Annotated in this window: 1 protein-coding gene and 1 pseudogene; both read right to left on the bottom strand. The window is 64.9% G+C overall.

All coding sequences use genetic code 11. From position 1 onward, the window contains the following. Window positions 1-82 (bottom strand): annotated as a pseudogene (locus tag JYJ84_RS38440) (short-chain dehydrogenase); the annotation flags it as partial. Window positions 83-149: 67 nt separating this feature from the next. Then, entirely contained in the window at window positions 150-986 is an 837-nt protein-coding gene (locus JYJ84_RS37195) for an alpha/beta fold hydrolase (RefSeq protein WP_175219603.1), read from the bottom strand. Between the last annotated feature and the right edge of the window lie 158 nt (window positions 987-1,144).

Genomic DNA, 1,144 nt, shown 5'->3' on the forward strand with positions numbered 1-1,144 from the left:
TCTCCGCGCCGATGCCGCGCGCGCCGCCGGTGATTGCAGCCACCTTGCCGCGCAGGTCGAACAGCTCTTCGATGAGTTTCATGTCGTCTCCATGGTTTTGTTCAGACGGGCCCGCCCGCATTGGGGCAAGCCTTCAAGGGCATCCGGCGTTATCGCGTATTCCGCGTCGCAAGAAAATCGAGGCATTCCCGATTGAAATAATCGGCGTGTTCCACCATCACCCAGTGGCCGCACCGGTTCATCAGCACGAAGCGCGCATCGCGGCAGTGTTCGAGGAACTTCAGCGCGCCGCCGACCGGATTGAAGCGGTCGTCCGTGCCCCAGAAACCGAGCACCGGGGTACGCAGGTCGCCGAGCGCGTCGGTCAGGTTCGGCACGCTCATCGTCGACAGCACTTCGGTCGGCTGCTCGACGCACACCTTCATCCGCTCGGCGACGAGCGCGTCGGTGACGATCGCCGGGTCGTGCACGAGCAGCGTCAGCAGTTCGCGCATCGTGTCGTCATTCATCTGACGATGAGTGAACAACTTCACCATCCGCTGGATGCCTTCCATCCGGAAATAGGTGTCGCGATCCTCGACGCCGCCCGGCGCCATCATGATCAGCCCGTCGACTTCGTCCGGGTAGTCGAGTGCGTACTTGAGCGCAATCGCGCCGCCGAGCGAGTTGCCGAGCAGCACGGCCGGCCCGATCCCGAGCGCCTTCAGTTGCGCATGCAGCGCGCCGACGAAGAAATCGAGCGTATAGGCGACGTCGGACGGCTTCGACGACTGCCCGTAGCCAGGCAGGTCGACGACGATCGCGCGATAGCCGGCCGCCGCGAACGCGGGCACGTTGTGCTTGAAGTTGCTGAAACCGCTGGCGCCCGGGCCGCTGCCGTGGATGAACACCACGGGCCGGCCTTCGCCCGCCTCGTAGTGGTGCAGGCGCAGGCCGCCCGGCACGTCGGTGAAGATGCCGGCCGGCGGCGTCGTGGGGATCGTCATCGCGGGTTGTCTCCTTCGTCGTTCGATGGATGCCTGCCACGATGATTGCGCCGCCAGCGCCGGCCGGCATCATCCTTTCAGACTACGAAGCCGCGCGCGCTTCTTCCTATCATCGGCCCACCGAAACGGAGGCAACGATGAACGGATTCGACTACAGC

It is taken from the genome of Burkholderia sp. LMG 13014 (assembly GCF_905232215.1).
Taxonomy (GTDB): Bacteria; Pseudomonadota; Gammaproteobacteria; order Burkholderiales; family Burkholderiaceae; genus Burkholderia.